The 15,233-nt window shown below is 60.2% G+C and carries 18 protein-coding genes; 8 read left to right on the plus strand and 10 right to left on the minus strand.

The features are described 5' to 3' along the window. Positions 1 to 73 precede the first annotated feature (73 nt). Genes CRN80_RS29095 through CRN80_RS29100 form a run of 3 tightly spaced genes read right to left on the minus strand, consistent with a single transcriptional unit; the run spans position 74 to position 660 of the window. A complete protein-coding gene (locus CRN80_RS29095; RefSeq protein WP_371861785.1) occupies positions 74 to 286 on the minus strand; it encodes a BrnA antitoxin family protein in 213 nt (70 codons plus the stop codon). Further along, positions 210 to 380 carry a hypothetical protein gene (locus tag CRN80_RS31910; RefSeq protein WP_256588898.1) on the minus strand — a complete coding sequence of 57 codons (171 nt, stop codon included), beginning with the start codon at positions 378 to 380 and terminating at the stop codon, positions 210 to 212. The genes CRN80_RS29095 and CRN80_RS31910 overlap by 77 nt, the downstream gene beginning before the upstream one ends. After that, complete coding sequence (locus CRN80_RS29100) at positions 358 to 660, minus strand: BrnT family toxin (RefSeq protein WP_178110569.1); 303 nt, start codon at positions 658 to 660, stop codon at positions 358 to 360. Before CRN80_RS29100 ends, CRN80_RS31910 begins: the two co-directional genes overlap by 23 nt. Positions 661 to 807: 147 nt before the next feature. On the opposite strand from CRN80_RS29100, the gene dusA reads away from it, so the two are divergent. Together dusA and CRN80_RS29110 are read left to right on the plus strand one after the other, a co-directional pair. Further along, on the plus strand, positions 808 to 1,794 hold the full coding sequence (gene dusA, locus CRN80_RS29105; protein WP_098952383.1) for a tRNA dihydrouridine(20/20a) synthase DusA: 987 nt from the start codon (positions 808 to 810) through the stop codon (positions 1,792 to 1,794). Positions 1,795 to 1,961: 167 nt separating this feature from the next. Beyond that, positions 1,962 to 4,367 (plus strand): TonB-dependent receptor, encoded by a 2,406-nt coding sequence (locus CRN80_RS29110; protein ID WP_032892824.1) that lies wholly within the window; start codon positions 1,962 to 1,964, stop codon positions 4,365 to 4,367. Between the two features lie 50 nt (positions 4,368 to 4,417). Here the strand turns inward: CRN80_RS29110 and CRN80_RS31915 are convergent, their stop codons facing one another. Further along, positions 4,418 to 4,549, minus strand: a complete 132-nt coding sequence (locus CRN80_RS31915) for a hypothetical protein (RefSeq protein WP_256588615.1) — start codon at positions 4,547 to 4,549, stop codon at positions 4,418 to 4,420. 150 nt (positions 4,550 to 4,699) lie between these two features. On the opposite strand from CRN80_RS31915, the gene tal reads away from it, so the two are divergent. Next, positions 4,700 to 5,626: a transaldolase gene (gene tal / locus CRN80_RS29115; protein WP_019818234.1), complete on the plus strand. Its 927-nt coding sequence runs from the start codon at positions 4,700 to 4,702 to the stop codon at positions 5,624 to 5,626. A gap of 191 nt (positions 5,627 to 5,817) precedes the next feature. On the opposite strand, the gene rssC is transcribed toward tal, so the two are convergent. Together rssC and rssB are read right to left on the minus strand one after the other, a co-directional pair. Beyond that, complete coding sequence (gene rssC / locus CRN80_RS29120; protein WP_003172602.1) at positions 5,818 to 6,300, minus strand: anti-sigma factor antagonist RssC; 483 nt, start codon at positions 6,298 to 6,300, stop codon at positions 5,818 to 5,820. Further along, positions 6,300 to 7,481 (minus strand): two-component system response regulator RssB, encoded by a 1,182-nt coding sequence (rssB, locus tag CRN80_RS29125; protein ID WP_098952385.1) that lies wholly within the window; start codon positions 7,479 to 7,481, stop codon positions 6,300 to 6,302. The genes rssC and rssB overlap by 1 nt, the downstream gene beginning before the upstream one ends. A gap of 276 nt (positions 7,482 to 7,757) precedes the next feature. Between rssB and CRN80_RS29135 the strand changes: the two genes are divergently transcribed. Beyond that, positions 7,758 to 8,054 carry a PilZ domain-containing protein gene (locus CRN80_RS29135; RefSeq protein WP_098952387.1) on the plus strand — a complete coding sequence of 99 codons (297 nt, stop codon included), beginning with the start codon at positions 7,758 to 7,760 and terminating at the stop codon, positions 8,052 to 8,054. A gap of 137 nt (positions 8,055 to 8,191) precedes the next feature. Here CRN80_RS29135 and CRN80_RS29140 read toward each other — a convergent pair whose 3' ends face one another. After that, the gene (locus CRN80_RS29140; protein ID WP_032892828.1) at positions 8,192 to 8,881 is read right to left on the minus strand and encodes a VacJ family lipoprotein; all 690 of its coding nucleotides are present in this window, start codon (positions 8,879 to 8,881) and stop codon (positions 8,192 to 8,194) included. A gap of 195 nt (positions 8,882 to 9,076) precedes the next feature. On the opposite strand from CRN80_RS29140, the gene CRN80_RS29145 reads away from it, so the two are divergent. Both CRN80_RS29145 and CRN80_RS29150 read left to right on the plus strand, forming a co-directional pair. After that, entirely contained in the window at positions 9,077 to 9,685 is a 609-nt protein-coding gene (locus CRN80_RS29145) for a phosphatase (protein WP_098952389.1), read from the plus strand. 111 nt (positions 9,686 to 9,796) lie between these two features. Next, positions 9,797 to 10,063, plus strand: a complete 267-nt coding sequence (locus CRN80_RS29150) for a DUF4404 family protein (RefSeq protein WP_047710338.1) — start codon at positions 9,797 to 9,799, stop codon at positions 10,061 to 10,063. A gap of 153 nt (positions 10,064 to 10,216) precedes the next feature. Here CRN80_RS29150 and queF read toward each other — a convergent pair whose 3' ends face one another. Together queF and CRN80_RS29160 are read right to left on the minus strand one after the other, a co-directional pair. Beyond that, entirely contained in the window at positions 10,217 to 11,047 is an 831-nt protein-coding gene (gene queF, locus CRN80_RS29155; protein ID WP_098952391.1) for an NADPH-dependent 7-cyano-7-deazaguanine reductase QueF, read from the minus strand. A 66-nt stretch (positions 11,048 to 11,113) separates the two neighbouring features. Then, positions 11,114 to 11,635 (minus strand): plastocyanin/azurin family copper-binding protein, encoded by a 522-nt coding sequence (locus CRN80_RS29160; RefSeq protein ID WP_098952393.1) that lies wholly within the window; start codon positions 11,633 to 11,635, stop codon positions 11,114 to 11,116. Positions 11,636 to 11,791: 156 nt separating this feature from the next. On the opposite strand from CRN80_RS29160, the gene CRN80_RS29165 reads away from it, so the two are divergent. Both CRN80_RS29165 and CRN80_RS29170 read left to right on the plus strand, forming a co-directional pair. Continuing rightward, positions 11,792 to 12,472 (plus strand): heavy metal response regulator transcription factor, encoded by a 681-nt coding sequence (locus CRN80_RS29165; RefSeq protein ID WP_032892835.1) that lies wholly within the window; start codon positions 11,792 to 11,794, stop codon positions 12,470 to 12,472. Beyond that, entirely contained in the window at positions 12,469 to 13,818 is a 1,350-nt protein-coding gene (locus CRN80_RS29170) for a heavy metal sensor histidine kinase (RefSeq protein WP_098952395.1), read from the plus strand. The genes CRN80_RS29165 and CRN80_RS29170 overlap by 4 nt, the downstream gene beginning before the upstream one ends. Positions 13,819 to 13,946: 128 nt before the next feature. Here CRN80_RS29170 and CRN80_RS29180 read toward each other — a convergent pair whose 3' ends face one another. After that, on the minus strand, positions 13,947 to 15,191 hold the full coding sequence (locus CRN80_RS29180) for a lipoprotein-releasing ABC transporter permease subunit (protein ID WP_098952398.1): 1,245 nt from the start codon (positions 15,189 to 15,191) through the stop codon (positions 13,947 to 13,949). Between the last annotated feature and the right edge of the window lie 42 nt (positions 15,192 to 15,233).

Here is a 15,233-nt window from a genome sequence, read left to right on the forward strand (position 1 = left end):
TTTATTTACACCATCGCTGAGAAAAAGCTAATCACAAGACAGCAAAAAGCCGCGTCATCCGCGGCTTTTTGCCTTAGGCCTTCAGCTCTTCTGGCGTATGCGCCTTAAGCCAATCAGCCAAGGCGGCGTTCATTCGCGTTTGCCAGCCCGGCCCGGCAGCCCTGAATCGCTCCAGCACGTCAGCATCAAAACGAACATTAACGTGCTCTTTAGCGGCTAACGACTTTGGCCGCCCGCGCTTGGGTGAGCATTTCCTTCGCCTGAGCTTTGCCAAACAATCCCACAAGCACCTCGCTGGCTGACTTGGCCTTAGCAAAGTCTTCAGCCGACCATTCCGGGTTCGCTGTATCGACCTTCTCAGGATTGGGTTTCTTGGTCATAATTTTTGACCTCCCGTTTGGTGGCTTTACGAAAGCTGATGATGTGGGCCACATCACCTCGTGGGGTGAACACTACGACTTGCAGCCGATCCCCTACGTATCCCATCGCTCGATAACGACACTCGCCGTAGTCGAATCGATCATCTTCCACGATCAAGGCCGTAGAGCATTCAAAGTCCCGCACCAATGCAAACGGAAGTCCACGTTCTTCAACGTCACAAGCGTCTTTGGCTGGGTCATAGGTAATCCGTATACGATTATCGTAGCCACAATAAATCATCAACACAAAGTGCGCGTCGAACGCCTGACCGAGCGTGTGCTCTGGTTATCACCGAAGGCTGACTGGCTAGGCTTGAGAACCCGCCAAGTACCCGACAAACATCCCTGATAAACTACGCCCCATTCGCCTCGCCAACTCAGATCCCCCATGCCCCTACAAACCGCTCCCCTCTCCCGCCGCTTCTCCGTCGCCCCCATGATGGATTGGACCGACCGCCACTGCCGGTTCTTCCTGCGCCTGCTCTCCAAGCACGCCCTGCTCTACACCGAGATGGTCACCACCGGCGCTATCCTCCATGGCGACCACGACCGCTTCCTGCGCCACAACGAAGCCGAGCACCCGCTGGCCCTGCAACTGGGCGGCAGTGTCCCGGCCGATCTGGCCGCCTGCGCCCGTATGGCCGAGGCCGCCGGTTACGATGAAGTGAACCTGAACGTCGGCTGCCCCAGCGACCGGGTGCAGAACAACATGATCGGCGCGATCCTGATGGCGCACCCTGCCCTGGTGGCGGACTGTGTGAAGGCGATGCGCGATGCAGTGTCGATCCCGGTGACGGTGAAGCACCGTATCGGCATCAATGGCCGGGACAGTTATGCCGAGCTGTGTGATTTCGTCGGCACGGTGAAGGATGCCGGTTGCACCAGTTTTACCGTGCATGCGCGGATTGCGATTCTGGAGGGGTTGTCGCCCAAGGAGAACCGGGACATTCCGCCGTTGCGCTATGACGTGGCGGCGCAGTTGAAGCGGGATTTTCCAGAGCTGGAGTTTAATCTCAACGGTGGGATCAAGACGTTGGAGCAGTGCCAGGAGCATTTGCAGACGTTTGATGGGGTGATGTTGGGGCGGGAGGCTTATCACAATCCGTATTTGTTGGCGGAGGTGGATCAACAGTTGTTTGGTAGCACCGCGCCCGTGATCACCCGTGCTGAGGCGCTGGTGCAGTTGCGTCCGTATATAGCCGAGCACTTGGCGACAGGTGGCGCGATGCATCACATTACGCGCCATGTTCTGGGGCTGGGGACCGGTTTTCCAGGGGCGCGTAAGTTTCGGCAGTTGTTGTCGGTGGATATTCATAAGGCGAGTGATCCGTTGGCGTTGTTGGATCAGGCGGGGGAATTGCTGGAGGGGCGTTGATTGGGGCAGTGCTGCTCGCTGCGCACGGTCGTTATGAAATTCGAGCACTGCACGAGCAGCCGTCTCTAGCGGTCACCCAGAATATTACAATTATCTTTTACGGTTATTGGTGTTTCGTCCGTCTCACTACCTAGAACGATAATTTTTCGTATTTAGGGGAGGCGCCGATGTACCGTCCGCTGTATAAAGTTTCGCGCGTGAAATCTTTGTCTGTAGCGCCGCTTACCATGCTGTGTGTACTGATGTCCGATCTGGCGGCTGCCGACCCTCATCAGTTCAATATCGCACCACAGCCCTTGGCAAGCGCGCTGAATCGCCTGGCCGCTCAGAGCGGTTTACGGGTGATCGTTGATGGCTCTTTGGTGTCGGGCAAGAACAGCCCTGGCGTAGTCGGCTCCAAAGAACCGCAGGCCGCACTGGCTGAAGTGTTGAGCGGCAGCGGCTTGACGTGGCGGCCTACCGCTGAGGGTAGCGTGACGCTGGAGAAGGCAGCTGAATCAGGCGGTGCCTTGCAGCTGGGTGAGACCTCGATCACCGCTCAGCACTTGGGCGAGACGACCGAGGGCAGCGGTTCCTACACGACGGGGGCCATGCAGACTGCCACCAAGCTGCCACTCACCTTGCGGGAAACGCCGCAGTCGGTCAGCGTGGTCACGCGCAAGCGCATGGACGACAAGGCCATGACCACCCTCAGCGATGTCGCCGAAAGTGCGCCGGGTGTGTTCCTCAATACCTCCGGCGGCGCCGGGCGGCCCACGTTCAGCGCGCGTGGCTTCGACGTCGATACCATTTTGTACGACGGTTTCCCCACCAGTTTCCTCACCTATATACCCAGCAGCGAAGCCAACCTGGCAATGTATGACCGCGTCGAAATCGTTCGCGGCGCCACCGGCCTGGCTCAGGGCGCCGGCAGCCCCGCGGGCGCCATCAACTTGATACGCAAGCGCCCGACCCGTAAATTCCAGGCCACGCTCACCGGCAGTGCCGGTAGCTGGGACGATTACAGCAGCACCCTGGACGTCGGCGGCCCGCTAAACGACAGCGGCACCTTGCGCGCCCGCACCGTACTCTCAAAGCAGGACTCGAAAAGTTTTCGCGAAGCGGTCGAGAGTGACGCCGACTTGTACTACGGCGTAGTCGACGCCGACCTGACCGATACCACCACCCTGACGGTGGGTGCCTACCGGCAGAAGGACTACACCAACTACGTCTGGGGTGGGCTGCCTATGGCCCGAGGTGGTGGCCATCTGGGATTGCCGCGCGACACCTTCCTGGGCCATGACTATGAATACATGGACAACCGCACCACAGGTTATTTCGCGACCCTGGAACATGGCTTCGCCAATGACTGGAAACTGCGCATGGCCGCCATGCAGGCGACGACCAACACGGACGTGCTGGCCTCTTCCATCTGGGGATACAACCGCCACTACCTGTGGACGCAAGCCATGGAGCAGAAGGAAAAAGGCTACGATCTGGCCCTCAGCGGCCCCTTCCAGCTACTGGGTATGGAACATGACTTCACCGTGGGTGCCAGCAAGCGCCAGCTGGACTACCGTACCGGCAAACTGTGGGAGCGTTTCATCGACAGTAACGTCGACCTCTTCGGCTGGGATCCACGGGGTCATACCAAGCCGGAGATCACCAAGGGGCGCACCCTGCGTCCCGAGACCACCACACAGGACAGCTTCTATACCAGCACCCGCTTGCGCTTGACCGAGCCGTTGTCGTTGATTCTCGGCGGCCGCCTGGACTGGTACGAATTCGAAAGCCGGGAAACCCCCGAAAGCAACTACAAGGTCACGCGCAACCTGACCCGTTATGCCGGCCTGGTCTACGACCTGGATGCCAACCACTCGGTCTACGTGAGCTACACCGATATCTTCAAGCCGCAGACCGAAAAAGGTCTCGGAGGGCAAGTGGTGAAGCCGATCAAGGGTGAAAACTACGAGGTGGGCATCAAGGGCGAATACTTTGATGGTGCGCTGAACGCCAGTGCAGCCATCTTCCAGATCGATCAGAACAATCGTGCCCAGGAAATGCCTGATGTCAAAGGCTGCGGTACAACCCCTGTAAGCTCATGCTACGAGGCTTCCGGCCTGGTGCGCAGTCGAGGCATTGACCTGGAAGTTCAGGGCGCCCTGACCGAAAACTGGCAACTGGCCGGTGGGTACACCTACACCCAGACCAAATATGTCACCGATACCGATACCTCCAGGGAAGGACAGGATTTCAACCGCCGACTGCCGCGCCAACTGTTTAAGGTGTCCACCATCTACAACCTGTCCGGTGACCTGAACCGCTGGCGCATTGGCGGTGACCTCTACCAGCAGAGCCAGATCCGCACCTCGGGGGGCAGCGGCACCAGTGCATGGAAAAACCGCCAGGGCTCGTACACGATCGCCGGCCTGGTAGCGGGGTACAAGGCCAACGAGCATCTGGATCTGCAGCTGAACGTAAACAACCTGTTTGACCGCAAGTACTACTCCAGCGTCGCCAATGGCGCCTATGAGCCTTACGACATCTACGGCGACCCACGCAATTTCAAGCTGACTGCGCGCTACAGCTTCTAGGCGGCTGCCCCTCGCCCGCGTGCAGGAGCAAGCTTGCTCGCGAGAAACCCTTAGGCGCCGCGTTTATTCAGGAAGCGCGCGTTATCGTTGAGGTTTTTCGCGAGCAAGCTCGCTCCTACAGTATTGGGAGCAGGCTCAAGGGCAATGACGTGGTTATCGGGCAGTTGGGTTGAACCTGCCATCGATTTTGCCCTCCAAATGAGCACCACGGCCGATGATTCAAACGGCTGTTTCCAGGTTATTGCCCTCGCAAACGACCTAACGCATTTGCGCCCTTGAGCGCCTGCCAGCGCTCGGGTAATGTCACTAGACCCACAGGACAGAGCACGCCCATGACTTCCAAGCTGGAACAACTCAAGCAATTCACCACCGTCGTAGCCGATACCGGCGATTTCTCCACGCTCGCCAAGCTCAAGCCGCAAGACGCGACCACCAACCCTTCCCTGCTGCTCAAGGCTGCGTCGATTCCTGGCTATGCCAAGCTGCTGGATGAGTGTGTGCAGGATTGCAACGGCGATGTGGGCCTGGCCAGTGACCGCTTTGCGGTGGCGGTGGGCCAAGAGATTCTTAAAGTAGTGCCGGGCCGTATTTCCACTGAGGTGGATGCGCGCCTGTCGTTCGACGAGGCCGCGATTCTCAAGCGTGCGCACCGTCTGATCGACCTGTACGACAAAGCCGGCGTTGGCCGGGACCGCGTGCTGATCAAGATCGCCTCCACCTGGGAAGGCATCCGCGCCGCCGAGAAGCTGGAAAAAGAAGGCATCCAGACCAACCTGACCCTGCTGTTCTCGTTTGCCCAGGCCGTGGCTTGTGCTGAAGCGGGTGTGTTTCTGATTTCGCCGTTCGTGGGCCGTATCTACGACTGGTACAAGAAGGCCAACGGCAACGACTACACCGGTTCCGATGACCCGGGCGTGCAGTCGGTGACGCGCATCTACAACTACTACAAGGCTAACGGCTACAAGACCGTGGTGATGGGTGCGAGCTTCCGTAACCTCAGCCAGATCGAAGAGCTGGCCGGGTGTGATCGCCTGACCATCAGCCCGGACCTGCTGGAGAAACTGGCAGCCGATGAAGGCAAGCTGGAGCGCAAGTTGGCGCCAGGGCATGCCGGTGAGGCGCGGGTGCATATGACTGAAGCGCAGTTCCGTTGGGAGTCCAACGAGGACGCGATGGCGACTGAGAAGCTGGCCGAGGGGATTCGTCAGTTTGCTCGGGACCAGGAGAAGCTGGAAGCGTTGTTGTCGGCCAAGCTGTAAAGGCAGATAGCGGCAAAAAGGGCGGCACCTGTGAGGGTGCCGCCCTTTTTTTGCCTCGGTGTGACCGCCGTCCGATGTGGGAGCTGGCTTGCCTGCGATAGCGGTGGGCCAGCCAACACTTCATCGACTGACACGGCGCAATCGCAGGCAAGCCAGCTCCCACAGGGGAATGTGTTTCAACAGGGGAGCTGTCAGTGCCGCTCGAGGGCGTTGACGAGGTCGTGGAAGGCTTCGCGGTTGGACTCATTCAAGCCCATCAGGATCTTGTGCGCTTCCAGCACCTTGACCCGCACCACTTCCTCGGACTGGTCCTGGGACGGCAGGTCGGTGAGGCATTCCGGGCAGGGGATCGGGCGGTCAACGATGTTGAACACCTGGTCAAAACCCATGGATTGCAACAGACGGGTGATGTCTTCGTGGGTGGTGACCACGGTCGGCAACAGGCCGACCTTCTGCCGCGACAGAATGGACAACTTGGCCAACAGGCCCAGGGTGGTGCTATCGATGCTGCGCGTTTCGGTCAGGTCGATCACGATCGCCGAGAAGTTCAGCGCTGTGAAGATCCGCTCGATCGTCGCATCCAGGGCCGAACACAAGGTCAGGCGCACTTCACCGACAAATTTCAGGACGAAGGTCCCGTCTTGCTCGGCGAATTGGATTCTTCCGGTACTCATCAAAGATTCCTGCTCAACACCAATAGGGCGATATCATCCGGCATCTCCCCTAGCGTGGCCAATCCAAAAACCTGCCGCAGGCCATCCAGGCTGCCGCCCGCCGACTTGACCTTTTGGGGCAAGGCGGCTTCTTTCTCTTTGAGTGTAGGCTCTGGAAGAAGGTCCAGAATACCGTCAGACATCAGCGTCAGGCTGAAGGTCGGCGGCAGTTCCAGGATGTGGTCTTCGTAGGTGGCTTCGTTAAACAAGCCTACGGGCAGGCCACGCCCTTCCAGGTAGCGCACACTGTCAGGAGTGTATAAAACAGGCATCGGCAGGTGACCGCCAATACTGTAGGTCAAAAGACCGGTTTCTTCGTCGATCACGCCGCCGACCATCGTCACGTGCTTGCCCAGCTTGCAGCTGATCAGGCCTCGGTTGATGTGGCCCAGCACCTCGGAGGGGGTGAACTCCGGCAAGGTGCCATTGCGCTTGGACTCGAACAACAGCCGTGTGGTCATGAACTTCAACAACACGGTCACAAACGCTGAAGACGCGCCGTGGCCGGAAACGTCGGCCAGGTAGAACGCTACGCGCCGCTCATCGACGCGGAAATAGTCGACAAAATCACCCGACAGGTACAACGACGGGATGATCTGGTGGGCGAACTTGAATTCGTCGGTGGTCCAGGGGCTGACCGGCAGCATGTTCATCTGCACCTGGCGACCGGCGTTCTGGTCTTCCTGCAGCAGGTTCAGGCTGGCTTCGAGTTCGCGGTTGGCGGTCTCGAGCTTTTCACGGTAGCGCTGGTTTTCCAGGAGCAGGCGTGCACGGTCCAGGGCGCGGCGCACCGAGTGCTCCAGCACAGCCAGGTCTTCCAGGGGCTTGATCAGGTAATCGGCGGCGCCCAGGCGCAAGGCTTCAACGGCATCGTTCATGACACCGGCACCGGACACGACAATCACCGGCGTTTGCGGGGCAAGCTCGGTCACCTGGCGAATCAGCTCAAGGCCGCCCATCTGGGGCATGCGCAGGTCGCAGATCACAAGGTCGGGCTTGTCGCGCTCGAATACCTGGAGACCCTGTTGGCCATTACTGGCCTGCAGGACGCTGAAGCCACTGTCTTCCAAGTAGGCCGCGAGGCTCGCGCGCACTACTTCGTCGTCATCGATTATCAGCAGCGTGGCACTGGTTTTTTGCATGTGGGCAAACGGCGCCAGAATTAGGTTGGCGTAGGCGGCTCGGCAATGGCCGGGCTCACGTACTGGATTCGCTTTCTAGCCTCTCTGTCCTACAAAGCATTGGGATTTGGCCCATGCACAACGGTAAAGCAGAGGTGCCCTTCTAAGGCGCAGACGGTACTCCCATCCGTGAGGGGTTTCAAGCTCATGCCGATGGTCGCCGGGCGTCTTTACACCGCAAATCACCGGGAGTTATAAGAACCCTCACTACCACAACGCAAAGTAAGGATGGATGCTGTGAGCGAACACGAGCGCGACTACGCCGAAAAACGCGATTTCATCCGCATGCGAATAGATGCCGATGTGTCTTTGATCCATGCCGGGCAGGAGATTGCCGCTACCTGCGTGGACCTCTCCAGTTCCGGCATGCAGGTGCAGGCACCTCGCCAGTTCACCGTGGGCGACCTGCTGACCGTGCGCATTGATTCAGAACACGCTGCCCTCAAAGGCCTTGAGGCCGATACAGAGGTGGTGTGGACCAAGGCGGTAGGCGATGACCAGCATCTGGGCCTCAAGATTCTGAAAATGCGCTAACGCAACATCCAGCCCCTGCGCAAGGGTGACGCGGAGCGTCACAGGAGGCGTTCCCACGCGGAGCGTGGGGAACGATCAGCGCGCACAAAAAAGGCGACCCTATAAAGGTCGCCTTTTTCATTTCAAAACGTCACAGCTTAAAAGTCGTCAACGACCTTGCCGTCCTTGACCTTGAACTCGCGGTTCTGCAGGTAAGCGTTACGAATGAAGGTGTACTTGTCGCCGCTGATCAGCTTCTCGCTGTCGAGCAGGCTGGCGCGCACGTCGACGACGTTGAGGCCGAAGGTGCTGTTACGCCAGCCGATGTCGTTCATGTAGCGGTACGGTTGGGTATAGCTGTCGACGTATTTGGACGGCGCATCACGCAAGGTGCTTGGGCCCAGCAACGGGATCATCACGTACGGGCCGCTGCCCACGCCCCAGTAGCCGAGGGTTTGGCCGAAGTCTTCATCGCTGCGCTGCAGCCCCATTTTGGTGCCGACGTCGATAAAGCCGAGTACGCCAAACGTGGTGTTGACCAACAGGCGGGCGGTGTCGACGCCTGCATTGTGCGGCTTGAGTTGCAGCACGTTGTTGGCCAGGTTGCCGACATCACCGATGTTGCGGAAGAAGTTGTGAACGCCGTCCTGCACAAATTGCGGGGTGACGAACTGATAGCCCTGGGCGAGGGGCTTGAGGGCGTAGGTGTCAACGGTGTCGTTGAAGGTGAAGATGGGGCGGTTGACGCTTTCCCATGGGTCATCTTCCGAGGCCGCTTGGGCTGCGAACGGTGCCAACAGGATGGTGGCACACACCGATAGCTGAGCGAAGTACTGGCTCCAGCGCATAGCTTTTGCTCCTTGAATGGTCTGTCATGGGCGCTATGCCCTGAATAAGGCTGTCAGTATATGACGGAAGTGTCGATTTAGGCAGCTACCTGGAATCGTCTTACGGAAAATGCACAAAATTCCCACAAATATCGACAGTGTCATCCCCTTGTCATGCCGCCCCGATAGCGTGGCAGCTATTTCAGGGACGTTCAGATGCCACACGCCGAGATTGCCGTCGCCGCCGCCCCCTCGTTGACCGCCGTGTTATTTGGCCTGAGTGGCTGCCTGGTGGATTTTGGTTCCCTGGCGCGCACCGACTCACCTTGCGCCGACGCCGAGGCCACGCCGGGGGCGTTGAAGATATTGCGCAGCCTCAAAGAACAAGGCGTGCCCTGCGCCTGGCTGGATGAACTGCCACCCTCGGTGACCACGCCACTGTGCGCCGGCCTGCCTGGCTGGCTCAAGGCCGCCTCGCCCTCCTCCATTCGCTGGCCTGCGCCCCACGCCTGCTGGCAAGCCTTGATGGAGTTGAACATCGAACGCCTGGAAGGCTGCGTACTGGTCAGCGGCGAGCCGCGCCTGCTGCAATCGGGCCTGAATGCCGGTTTGTGGACCATCGGCCTGGCCTCCTGCGGTTCGCTCTGCGGCCTGTCGCCCCAGCAATGGCAGGCGCTCACCGAGCAGCAACGCGAACACAAGCGTGGCAAGGCCACGGTGGCACTCTACAGCCTGGGCGTGCACTCGGTGATCGACCACCTCGGCGAACTCGGCACCTGCCTGGCCGACATCCGCCTGCGCCAGCTCAAGGGCGAGAAGCCCTGATCGAGATCATGCACAGTTGGCCCCAGTGGATTAATCTACAGGTCAGCCCGTAGACCTTTCACGGCGCGCCGCGGTCTATGCCAGTGCCTATCGATAAAAGGAAAGAACGTCATGCCTGATCGCAAAAAACTGGAAGAACAGGTCGAGATCCTGCGCGGGCAGTTGGAACAGGACCCGCCGCTGCCAGTGGAGAAACGCAAAGCACTGGAGGCGCTGATTGCCAAGTTCGAAATGCAACTTGAATTGGAACCGGCGACTCAGACACCCAGTATTTCCGACGATGTGAATCAAGCGGCCATAGAGTTTGATGCTGAACACCCAGTCATTTCTGGGACCTTGCGCAATATCATGACCACCCTGGCCAATATCGGCATCTAACCCGAGCCCAAACCAAACAAAGAAGCAAAATGTGGGAGCGGGCTTGCTCGCGAATGCGGTGTATCAGTCAGTTCATGTGTAACTGACCCACTGCATTCGCGAGCAAGCCCGCTCCCACACAAGCCCCCTGCCACATTGGGATTTGGGTAAGGTTTACTGACGCGCCAGCCGCACGTTCAGGAACTGGGTGTTCTCAGTGCTGCGGTACGGGTTGATATCCAACCCACCCCGGCGCACATACCGCGCATACACGGTCAACTTCTCCGGCTTGAGCAAGCGCTGCAAGTCCAGGAAGATCCGCTCCACACACTGCTCATGAAAGTCCGAGTGCTGGCGAAAGCTGACGATATATTCCAGCAGGCTGGCGTGATCCAGTGCCGCACCGCGATATTCCACCACCACACTGCCCCAGTCAGGCTGGCTGGTCACCGGGCAGTTGGATTTGAGCAGGTGGCTGTGCACGCTCTCCTCTACCACGCGCGAATCATCGCAACGCAACAGCTCCGGGCGCGGGTGTTCGTAGCTGCTGACGTTGATATCCAGGCCATCAATGCACACGCCCGGCAGCGCCATCACGCCTTCGGCTTCGATATCGGCCAGGCTGCGAATGCGCACATTCACGGGCTTGCCGGCCGCTAAGCTGAGGTCGGTGCGCAGGGTGGCTTCGAGGCTTTGCGTGTCGGCAAACGCGGTCTGGTTCAGCGAGTTGAGGTACAACTTGAAGGACTTGGACTCGATGATGTTCGGCGAGTCGGCGGGAATGCTGAATTCACCGATGGCCACCACCGGCTTGCCCGACGGCAACAACCAGGACAGCTCGAAGCAGTTCCAGAAATCCACGCCCTTGTACGGCAGGGTCTCGGCGCTCAGGCCCAGCTCGGCCCACTTGGCGGCGCGTGGAATCGGAAACAGCAACGAAGGCGTGTAGGTGCTGATGTATTCACTGGACTTGCCCAGCGGCGAATGTTCGGCTGCGGGATGCATGGCGGAAACCTGGCTAAATAAACCGCGCCAGTCTACCAGCCTTTGCCCCCGCCCTTAACAAACGCCTCACTCAACGGTCAGTTTGCCGACCATGCCTGCCTGGTAGTGCCCTGGCAGGTTGCAGGCGAACTCAAGGTCGGTGGCCTGCTTGAACGTCCAGGTCAGTTCGGCCTTCTTGCCCGGCTCCACCAATACACTGTTGGGGTCATCGTGCTTCATGCCGCCCATATCGCCGTGGCCCATGGCGCCGTGGTCCATCTTGCCCATGCCGGTGGCGGTCAGCATGCCGCTGGCCTGCATCTGCATCATCTCTTTCTGGTGGGCGGCATGCATGGCCGCGTCGCCCAGGTTGAACTCATGCAGCAACTTGCCCTTGTTGACCAGCACGAAGCGCACGGTTTCACCGGCCTTGACGTCCAGGGACTTGGGCTCAAAGGCGATGTCCCGCAGCGTGACTTCAACGGTGCGCGTGGCTTTATCTGCCGGGGCCGGCTGGCCGAACGCGTAGGTATGGGCCGCATCCGCCAGCGCATTGAAACTCAACGCCAGCAGGCAGCCCGCCAATAACAGGGGTGTACGCAACGCCATCTTTCACTCTCCACAATAGGTATCCAGCTTGGGCAACACTTTAAGATGGCCTCGCTGCCAGCCAGCTGACTGCTAGATTACAACTTTGTCAGCTTGTGCCCATACCCCGGAGCCCAGGGTATAAAGGCCGGCGCCCACCTTGACCAAGAGCCCGATATGAAACTGCTGATCGTCGAAGACCAACCCAAAACCGGTCATTACCTGCGCCAGGGCCTGGCCGAGGCGGGTTTTACCACCGAGCTGGTGGCAGACGGCACCAGTGGCCAGCACTTGGCGCTGACGGGCGACTATGACTTGTTGATCCTCGATGTGATGCTGCCCGGCCGCGACGGCTGGCAAATCCTGCAGGCGGTGCGCAGTGCCGGCCTGGACATCCCGGTGCTGTTCCTCACCGCTCGCGATGCCGTCGAAGACCGGGTACACGGCCTGGAGCTGGGCGCCGACGATTACCTGGTCAAACCCTTCGCCTTTTCCGAACTGCTGGCGCGGGTGCGCACCTTGTTGCGCCGGGGCAGCAGCACGCCGCAGGACACCCTGTTGCAACTGGCCGACCTGAGCCTGGACTTGATCCGCCGCCGCGTCGAGCGCAGCGGCCAGCGCATCGACCTCACCGCCAAGGAGTTCGCCCTGCTGGAGCTGCTGCTGCGTCGCCAGGGCGAAGTACTGCCCAAGACCCTGATCGCCTCCCAGGTGTGGGACATGAATTTCGACAGCGACACCAATATCATCGAAGTCGCCATTCGCCGCCTGCGCCTGAAGGTCGACGACAATTTCCCCAACAAACTGATCCACACCGTGCGCGGCATGGGTTACGTGCTGGAGGAGCGGTTCACGTGATCAAGCGCCTGTCCCTGACCAGCCGCCTGGCGCTGCTGTTTGCCGCCTGCACGGCGGTGGTCTCGTTGATCGCCGGGGTGTTGTTCAACCGGGCCAGCGAGGCGCACTTCATGGAGCTGGACCAGCAACAGCTCGAAAGCAAACTGGTGGCCTTGCGCAGCACCTTGCAGGGTGTCGCCTCACCGGAAGACCTCGCCCAGCGCACCCCTCAACTGCGTGCCGAACTCGATCACCAGCCCGACCTCACCTTGCGCATCACCGGGGCGGGTCAACGTTGGCTGGACGGCGCGCCCAACCTTAGCTTGCCCCAGGCGCCCGGCCTGCATAGCCTGCAGCAGGCGGGCACCGACTACCGCGTGTTCATCGCACCCTTGGCGCCCAGCCAGCTGGATTCGCCACAGCTGACCCTGATCCTCGACATCACTCACCACCAGCACTTTCTACAGCGCATGCAACGCTTGATCTGGCTGACCGTCGGCCTCTCGGCCCTGGCCACCGCCCTGCTCGGCGCCTGGGCTGCGCGCAGTGGCTTGCGACCGCTGCGGCGCATGGGCGAAGTGGCCGCCAGCGTCTCCGCCCACTCCCTCACACAACGCTTACCCCAGGAGCAAATGCCGGTGGAACTCGCGGAACTGGCCCAGGCCGTCAACGCTATGCTGGCGCGCCTGGATGACGCGTTCCAGCGCCTGTCTGCCTTCAGCGCAGATATCGCCCACGAACTGCGCACACCGCTGTCCAACCTGCTGACCCAAACCCAAGTCATCCTCACCCAGCCACGCCCGCTGGAGGATTACCGCGAGGCGCTGCACAGCAACCTCGAAGAGCTGCAATGGATGGCGCAACTGGTCAACGACATGCTGTACCTGGCCAAAGCTGACCACGGCTTGCTGATGCCCAGCCGAGAAGCCCTGGATTTGGGCGATGAGGTCGACGCACTGTTGGAGTTTTTTGCCCTGCTGGCGGAGGACGCGCAGGTGACGCTGGTGCGCGAAGGCAGCGCCCATACCATGGGCGATCGCGGCATGTTGCGCCGGGCCCTGTCGAACTTGCTGGATAACGCGCTGCGCTTTACCCCACCGGGCGGTGAAGTGCGGGTACGGATCGAGAGTGGCGTGACACTGACGGTGGAGAACAGCGGGGAAGGCATTCCCGCGCCGTTATTGCCGCGGCTGTTTGATCGTTTCTACCGAGCCGATCCGTCCAGGCGTGCAGGCAGCAGCGAACATGCGGGGTTGGGGTTGGCAATTACCCAGTCGATTGTGCGGGCGCATGGCGGGAGGATTTATTGTGAGTCGCAGGCGGGCCGGACCAGATTTGTGATTGAGTTGCCCAAGGGCGACTGCTGATCGTTCCCACGCTTTGCTGATCGTTCCCACGCTCCGCGTGGGAATGCATTCCGGGACGCTCTGCGTCCCAACAGCGGACGCGGAGCGCCCGGTGAGGCATTCCCACGCAGAGCGTGGGAACGATCAGGTTACGAATACCTCAGCGCATGCGCCGGCTCAATCTTCGCCGCCCGATACGCCGGGTAAATCGTCGCCAAGAAGCTCAACACAAACCCCGCCGAGCAAATCAGCAACACATCCCCACCTTGCAGCTCCGAAGGCAGGTTGCTGACAAAGTACACATCCGAACTGAAGATATGCTGCCCGCTCACCCGCTCCAGCCAGCCCACCAGCTCACTCACGTTCAGGGCCGCAATCACCCCGAGCACGCCGCCGATCAAGGTGCCGACCACGCCAATCACGGTGCCCTGCACCATGAAGATCGCCATGATCTGCCGAGGTGTGGCGCCGATGGTACGCAGGATGGCGATGTCCGCGCCCTTGTCGTTCACCACCATGATCAAGGTGGCGATGATGTTGAACGCGGCCACGGCGACGATCATCAGCAACAGCAGGCCGATCATGGTCTTTTCCATTTTCATGGCGCTGAACAGGCTGCCCTGGGTGTGGGTCCAGTCGTCCGGCTTGTAGGCCGCGCCCAGGCTGGCGGCGATATCTGCCGAGACTTTGGGCGCTGCATACAGGTCCTTCACCGCCAGGCGTACGCTTTGCACCTGGTTGGGCTGCCAATGCTGGATTTCAGCGGCGTCGGCCATATGGATCAGGGCCATGGAGCCATCCAGTTCGGCGCCGACCTTGAAGATACCCACCACGTTCAGGCGCTGCATGCGGGGGGTGATGCCGCCCGGCGCGCTGCTGAGTTCCGGCACGATCAGGGTCAGCCTGTCGCCCACGCTCAGGCGAAAGCGGCGTGCAGTGATATCACCGACCACCACGCCGAATTCGCCAGGTTTGAGGTCGTCGAGTTTGCCGCGCACGATGTGCTGGGCCACGATCGACACCTTGCCTTCCTGGGCCGGGTCGACGCCGCTGATCTCGATCGGCTGCATCGCGCCCTTATAGGAAAACATGCCGTCCATTTGGGTGAAGGGCACGGCGGCGGTGACTTGCGGATTCTTCATCGCAGCGGCGGCCACCGGCTGCCAATCATCAATCGGCTTTACGCCGACGATAGTGGCGTGGGGCACCATGCCGAGGATGCGCGAGCTCATTTCACGCTGAAAGCCGTTCATCACCGAAAGCACTACGATCATCGCCAATACGCCCAGGGCGAGGCCGATCATCGAGGTCATCGAGATAAACGAGACAAAACGGTTGCGGCGCTTGGCGCGGGTATAGCGCGTGCCGATAAAAATCGATAACGGTCTGAACATTCGCGGGCACCGTTGGAAAAATGAAAAAGCCCGGCCTCAAAA

It is taken from the genome of Pseudomonas sp. FDAARGOS_380 (assembly GCF_002591235.1).
Classification (GTDB): domain Bacteria; phylum Pseudomonadota; class Gammaproteobacteria; order Pseudomonadales; family Pseudomonadaceae; genus Aquipseudomonas; species Aquipseudomonas salmasensis.